The following is a 6,746-nucleotide window of genomic DNA, read 5'->3' on the forward strand; positions in this document are numbered from 1 at the left end:
TGGAGACGGTTTTCTTTGACCATATCGGGCAACCGTTTCAATGGAACCAAAGTGATGAATTCCCGTGGGCAGCTATGCGGGATTGCATTGACAAAAACGCACCAATAATTCTTTTAACTGATCTTTACTATCTGGACTATTACCAAACCAGCACCCATTTCAGCGGACACGCCATTGTTTTGGCCGGATACGATATGGAAGTTGATGATGGTGTGGCCTATGTGGCAGATACCGAGAGACCAGGTTTGCAGTTAACCTCCTTAGCTTCTTTGGCCCAGGCAATGGTTTCCGAAGCTTTCCCCACTCCGGTTCATAACTACTGGTATCCGTTTTCTGCAGTGGAGATAAAGGATTTAAAACAGGCCATTCGTAAGGGGTTGGCGCGTGCTACTAAGTTGATGCTGGAACCAAAAGTTGAAGTGATGGGGCTACAGGCCATGCGACGGTGGGCCCAAGAGTTAGCCCTGTGGCCCAAAGTGGCCTCAGATTGGGTTTGGTGCGCCCGTTTTGGGTACCAGGTCATTGAGAAGCGAGGAACTGGGGGCGGTGCCTTCCGGTTAATGTATGCTGAGTTTCTAGAAGAGGCACAGGCCTATTGCCCCGAGCTGCGAGCCGTGGATAGCGTGGGCGAAATGAGAGAAATTGCCTGGTGTTGGCGAGAGCTGGCTAAGATCCTGTACCGGGCCAGCGAAGAAAAAGATGCTAACCTGATGAAATTGGCTGGCGATGTGGCTCATAGCATCGTAAAAGCGGAGACAAAGTTTTGGCAGAAGCTAAAAGAAATTTTTCATAACTAGCAGGTAAAAAACAATTCACAGCGAATTCAGACTGTTGTAGGCAACGCTGCAGACCGTTAGCTTCTGAGCAAATGCCAGATCGAGAATTTTTGGCACATTTGGGGATCAAAAACCTGTGGAAGGAGTTTGCTAGGTGGTGTAGAATGAAGGTGTAGAAAGGACAAGGGGGATACAGGGCGAAATTATGAGGACAGAAGCTAGGTGCCCGTAAGGTTGGGGCGAGCGGGTGGAGCTTTTCTTTTTGTGTGAAAGATGTCACAACGCCTTGAATACATGTAACTAGGAAAAACTTGCACAGCAAGCGTTATATTGGCCAGAGTAGTAGTAGGGGGTGATCGGGGGCTAAAACCAAGGAGCTGGACGCGCCTGAGTAAAGGCGCATGAGTAATAGGCTTAGGCCGTCCCAAAATTGCTACCTAAAAGGTCTGGGATAAGTTTTTGGGCGGCCACAATTCCAAATGAGGAGGAACAGTAGGCATGAACATCGTTGTATGCGTCAAACAGACCTTTGATACCGAGGCCAAGATTGCCTTAACCAGCGATGGCAAAATTGACAGCACTGGCGTCAATTTGATTATGAATCCTTATGATGAGTTCGCGGTGGAAGAAGCCCTGCGTATTAAGGAGAAAGTCGGAGGGGAAGTAACCTTAGTCAGCTTGGGCTCCAAGCAGACGGTTGATACTATTCGCCAGGGTCTAGCTATGGGGGCCGACAAAGCTGTCCTGATCAATGATCCAGCCATGGAAGGCGCCGATTCCCATGGTGTTGCCGCTGCCCTAGCTGCTGCCATCAAGCAGCTTAATCCTGATCTAATTCTCTGCGGGTGGGTTGCCATCGATGACGGCGCTTCCCAGGTAGCGGGCCGAGTGGCGGAAATTCTTGATCTGCCTTGGGTGAATGTGGTCACCAAGATCGAAATCGCTGATAACAAAGTGGTAGCCCACCGTGAAGCCGAGGGGCAGACCGAAGTCATCGAGGTTGCCCTTCCAGCGGTTATCACTGCCCAAAAGGGTCTGAATGAGCCTCGTTACCCATCCTTGAAAGGGATCATGCAGGCCAAGAAGAAGGAACTCAAGGAGCTTACTTTGGCCGATATCGGTTTAGATGCTGCTAGCGTTGGAGCCCAGGCTAGCCAGGTCAAGATTCTCAGCTACAGCCTGCCCGAAGCTCGGAAGGCGGGTAAGAAGTTGGAGGGCGATCCAGCGGATACGGCTAAGGAGCTAGTACGGCTATTGCGGGAGGAAGCCAAGGTTATCTAATTTCGGTGAATAGGATCCCGAAACTTTAATACGCTAATTGGCTGTAAAAAGATGGAGGAGGTCAATAGCCCATGGCAAAGGGGATTTGGGTCTTTGCAGAGCAAAAAGAGGGCGAGCTGCGCAAGGTGGCGCGCGAGCTCTTGTATAACTGCCGCAAGTTTGCGGATCAGATGGGTGAAGAAGTTGCGGCAGTAATTCTAGGGGAAGGAATTTCTGGGTTGGCCCAAGCGGTGGCCGATTATGGAGTGGACAAGGTATACGTCGCCGACGATTCCCGCCTTAAAGACTATACAACCGATGCTTATGTCGCCGTGTTAGCAGACTTGATCAAGGCCAACCAACCGGCAGCCATCTTCTTTGGCAATACCGGCATTGGCAAGGATCTCGCTCCTCGGTTGGCCGAAAGGGTCGGCAGCGGGCTGATGACCGACTGCACGGCGGTAGAAATTCAGGACGGCAACTTCGTATTTACCCGGCCCATCTATGCAGGAAAAGCGTTTACAAAAGTTACCTGCCCAGAGGCACGGCCGGTCATGGTAACTATGCGTCCTAACGTGCTGGGCGCCGGGGACCCAGCCGGATCAAAGAACCCTGAGACGGTCAAGGTTGATGTCCAGCTGGATAGCAGCTCGCTGCGCCAGTTGGTGAAAGAGGTCGTTAAGAAGGCCTCTGGCCGGGTGGAGCTCACCGAGGCCGATATTATTGTCTCCGGTGGACGGGGAATGAAGGGCCCGGAGAACTTTAAGATCTTGGAAGAGCTAGCAGATGTCTTAGGGGCAGCCGTGGGTGCGTCTCGCGCAGCGGTTGACGCCGGTTGGCGTCCCCACGATGACCAAGTGGGCCAAACTGGGAAGACGGTTTCTCCCACCCTCTATATTGCCTGCGGTATTTCTGGGGCTATACAGCACCTGGCCGGGATGGGATCGTCCAAATTCATTGTAGCCATCAATAAGGATCCCGAGGCAAATATCTTTAATGTGGCTGACTACGGGATCGTTGATGATTTGTTTAAAGTAGTTCCCTTGCTGACTGAGGAGTTCAAGAAAGCATTAGCAGAGTAATGAAGCTTGGCGGTTTGGGCGCAAGCGGGCGGAAGGTAGGTTCTACCTTTCCGCCCCGGCACCCAGTACTTTGATGTCGAGGGGGGATTCTCAAGATGCCAAGCATTCCTCACCGGGAGTTGTACTGGGAAATCCCCGGTCATCTATGGCTTTATGCCTTTATGGTGATTGCGGGGATAATTCTATTGTGGGGCTTGTATCAGCACTACCTCCGGTGGACAATTGGCAAACCAGAACCGGAGAAGCGTTATGATCAGCTGTGGGAAAGGATCAAAACCGTCATCGTTAATTCTTTCGGTCACAGCAAAATGCTAAGAGATCCTTATCCCGGAATCATGCATTTCCTAATCTTTTGGGGCTTTGCCTTCTTGTTCCTAGCCGCTTTTCTTGATGTCCTGGAAGCATGGTTTGGTTTGCCCATCATGTTTGGTCAGTTCTACATCGGTATGAGCTGGTTGACCGATTTGATGGGGTTGGCCGGGATCTTAGGCATTTTAGTGGCGATTATCCGGCGTTATATTCAGAAGCCTGACCGCCTTGACAATATAGCCGATGATGCTGTGTTGCTGGTATGGCTGCTCTTTATATTAGTTTTGGGCTTCTGTTTAGAAGGGATGCGCATAGCTGCTAACCCCGATCCTTGGCCTTATGCCAATCCTGTGGGGACCTGGGTGAGCGCACTCTTTGCCAGCATGAACGATCAGTCCTTGCTAAGCCTTTATCGTTATACCTGGTGGGTCCACGGGCTAACGGCTATGGCTTTGGTGGCGTATATCCCTTGGAGCAAGGCCTTTCATATCTTTATGGGACCGGCCAACCAGTTTATGCGCTCGCTAGCCCCGGCTGGGGTTATTTCGCCCATCGACTTTGAGGATGAGGACCAAGAAGTTTTTGGAGCTGAGAAAATAGAAGACCTAACCTGGAAGCAGTTATTCGATACTGAGGCATGCACTCGCTGTGGCCGGTGCCAGGATAATTGTCCGGCTTACCTCTCCGAAAAGCCATTGTCGCCTAAGAAAATGACTCAGGACCTGAAGGCTCACTTTTTGGAGAAAGCTCCTATTCTGCTAGCCCAGAAACAGAAGGATAAGTCCAAAGGCGATGACAAGGAGGCTGAGGCAGGCGGCCGGGAAGTTGCCGCTGTAGATGAAAAGGCAGCCGCCATTTTGGAAAAGAGCCTAATTGGCGACGTGGTAACCGAAGACGAAATTTGGGCTTGCACTACCTGCAGGGCTTGCCAGGAGCAATGCCCGGTTTTTGTTGAACATGTTAACAAGACGGTAGAGCTGCGCCGTTATTTGGTCTTGACTGAAAGCCGGTTCCCATCAGAAATGCAATTGGCTTTCCGCAATATGGAAAATAATGGTAATCCGTGGGGCGTTGGTTGGGCCAATCGGGCAGACTGGACAGAGGGGCTTGAGGTCCGGAATATGGCCAATGTAGAAGGCGGCCAAGTGGACGTGTTGTTCTGGCCAGGCTGCGCTGGGGCATTTGACGATCGCAACCGCAAGGTAGCCAAGGCTATGGTTAACATAATGAACCAGGCCGGGGTTGACTTTGCTATTTTGGGTACGGAAGAGAAATGTTGCGGCGATTCAGCCCGGAGGCTTGGCAACGAGTACCTCTTCCAAAGCCTAGTCGAAGAAAACATTTCCACGCTCAAGCAGTACAAGTTTAATCGTATTGTTACCCAGTGCCCGCATTGCTTCAACGTCCTGAAGAAGGAGTACCCGCAATTTGGAGGGGAATTTACGGTAATTCATCACAGCGAATTCCTTCTCGAGCTACTGCAGCAGGGAAGAATTAGACCTAGCAAGAGCCAAGACCTGACCTTCACCTACCACGATTCCTGCTACCTAGGCCGGTACAATGAGATTTACCATCAGCCGCGTAGCATTCTTGCCCGGGTGCCAGGGGTCAAGCTGGTTGAGATGGAGCGCAACCATGGCAAGAGCTTCTGCTGTGGCGCTGGTGGTGGGCGCATGTGGTTAGAAGAAAAGTTAGGCAAGAGCATCAACGTGATGCGTACCGAGCAGGCCTTAGCTACTGGTGCCCAGGCCATTGCTACCGCTTGCCCCTTCTGTTTGACTATGCTCAGCGACGGCCTGAAGTCGAAGGATAAAGAGGATATTGCCGCACTAGATCTAGCCGAGATTCTGGAGAGATCCTTAGCCTCGTAGAATCAGCTGCGTATTGGAGTTAATACGGAAGCAGCAGCTCTGTTCCCCAGCGGAACAGAGCTGCTGCCGTCTATGATCCGGTACTAGCCTGGCTACCATTTTCATATTACTGTAGCAGAATTTGCCGGGGAGGTAACTATATGAGGAGGCGGGGGGGTTATGTCTACTTTGGAGTTTGGCGGCTAAGAGGTACATGTATTAAGGCGCTTATCGTCTTGGTGCCGTTATTGGCTATTGGGATCATCTATACTTCTAGTTACGCCCAAGTTCGGGCTACGGAAGCCTTCTCCTGGGCGCTAGGTGGGCAAATCATTGTTATCGATCCCGGCCATGGGGGGGTAGACCCAGGGGCGGTGGGTCCGCGAGGTACACTGGAAAAGGATATCACCTTGGCGGTTAGCAAGCGTTTGGGGAGAATCCTGGCTCAGGCTGGCGCCCAGGTTCATTTAACCCGAGAAACCGACACTGATCTTTTTGGGGTAGGGTCGGGTAGCGAGAAGCTGCGCGATCTAGATAACCGGGTGGCAGTAGCAAGAAAGTACGGTGCGCGGGTATACATAAGCATTCAAGCCAATAGTTTTGGGACTAAATGGACGGGGGCACAAACTTTTTACAATTCTAGGTCTCCGGCCAGCATTACCTTGGCTCGGCATATTCAGGATCAGCTGCGGCGGTTGACACCTACCGAGCGCTTAGCTTTGCCGATCGATGTCTACGTCCTGAATCAGCTTCCCAGTGCTTGCGTTGGGGCCTTAGTCGAAGTGGGCTTTCTCTCTAACCCTGAGGAGGAGAAGATGCTCAATGACCCCTTGTACCAGGAAAAGTTGGCTTGGGCTATCTATCAAGGGTTAGCCCGATTTTTGGCCGGAGAGCCTGAGCCGCCAGAGCCAGCTTGGCTTTTGCCAAAGGTGCAACCAACCTAAGGGAAGAGAGACCTGTCTTGTACCCGCGGCCACAACTGCATATAATGGTTGCGAGAAGGTTAGAAGGTGGCTATCAATGAATTGCAATTTTATCCTTACCGAATGGGGCTGGACAGGCATTGCCGGGCGCGAAGCTATCAGTGCGCTGGTGTTCGGGCATTCAACCCAGGCAGAGGCGCAGGCGTCGCTGAGTAAAGCCCTAAAGGATCGCGGAATCTATGAGCCCCTTGAGAAAAACGAAGCCTTTTTTCCCGAGGCTCTCCGGGCATGCCAAGCCTATTTTCGGGGCCAGCGAGTTGAATTTACCTTTCCTGTCGAATGGAGCCTATATACTCCGTTCCAAGCCAGAGTACTTGAGGCCACGAAGTCCATTCCTTACGGCCAAACCCGTACTTACGCTCAGATTGCCGCAGCTGTGGGCAGGCCTCAGGCGTTTCGGGCGGTAGGAGGAGCAGAGGCCAAGAATTTGACCCCTATTATTATTCCTTGCCACCGGGTTGTGGCTGCCCGAGGAGGGCTAGGTGG

Annotated in this window: 6 protein-coding genes; all 6 read left to right on the forward strand. The window is 51.9% G+C overall.

The window, feature by feature from the left end; translation table 11 throughout:
• On the forward strand, nucleotides 1-797 hold a 797-nt coding region (locus H5U02_13080), incomplete at its 5' end, for a BtrH N-terminal domain-containing protein (GenBank protein MBC7343354.1).
• 477 nt (nucleotides 798-1,274) lie between these two features.
• The gene (locus H5U02_13085) at nucleotides 1,275-2,057 is read left to right on the forward strand and encodes an electron transfer flavoprotein subunit beta/FixA family protein (protein MBC7343355.1); all 783 of its coding nucleotides are present in this window, start codon (nucleotides 1,275-1,277) and stop codon (nucleotides 2,055-2,057) included.
• 71 nt (nucleotides 2,058-2,128) lie between these two features.
• Nucleotides 2,129-3,118 carry an electron transfer flavoprotein subunit alpha/FixB family protein gene (locus tag H5U02_13090; protein ID MBC7343356.1) on the forward strand — a complete coding sequence of 330 codons (990 nt, stop codon included), beginning with the start codon at nucleotides 2,129-2,131 and terminating at the stop codon, nucleotides 3,116-3,118.
• A gap of 95 nt (nucleotides 3,119-3,213) precedes the next feature.
• Entirely contained in the window at nucleotides 3,214-5,298 is a 2,085-nt protein-coding gene (locus tag H5U02_13095; protein MBC7343357.1) for a 4Fe-4S dicluster domain-containing protein, read from the forward strand.
• A gap of 140 nt (nucleotides 5,299-5,438) precedes the next feature.
• On the forward strand, nucleotides 5,439-6,221 hold the full coding sequence (locus tag H5U02_13100; protein ID MBC7343358.1) for an N-acetylmuramoyl-L-alanine amidase: 783 nt from the start codon (nucleotides 5,439-5,441) through the stop codon (nucleotides 6,219-6,221).
• A gap of 76 nt (nucleotides 6,222-6,297) precedes the next feature.
• Nucleotides 6,298-6,746: methylated-DNA--[protein]-cysteine S-methyltransferase (locus H5U02_13105; GenBank protein MBC7343359.1), on the forward strand; the 449-nt coding region annotated here is incomplete at its 3' end.

Source organism: Clostridia bacterium (genome assembly GCA_014360065.1).
GTDB lineage: Bacteria > Bacillota > DSM-521 > Neomoorellales > JACIYF01 > JACIYF01.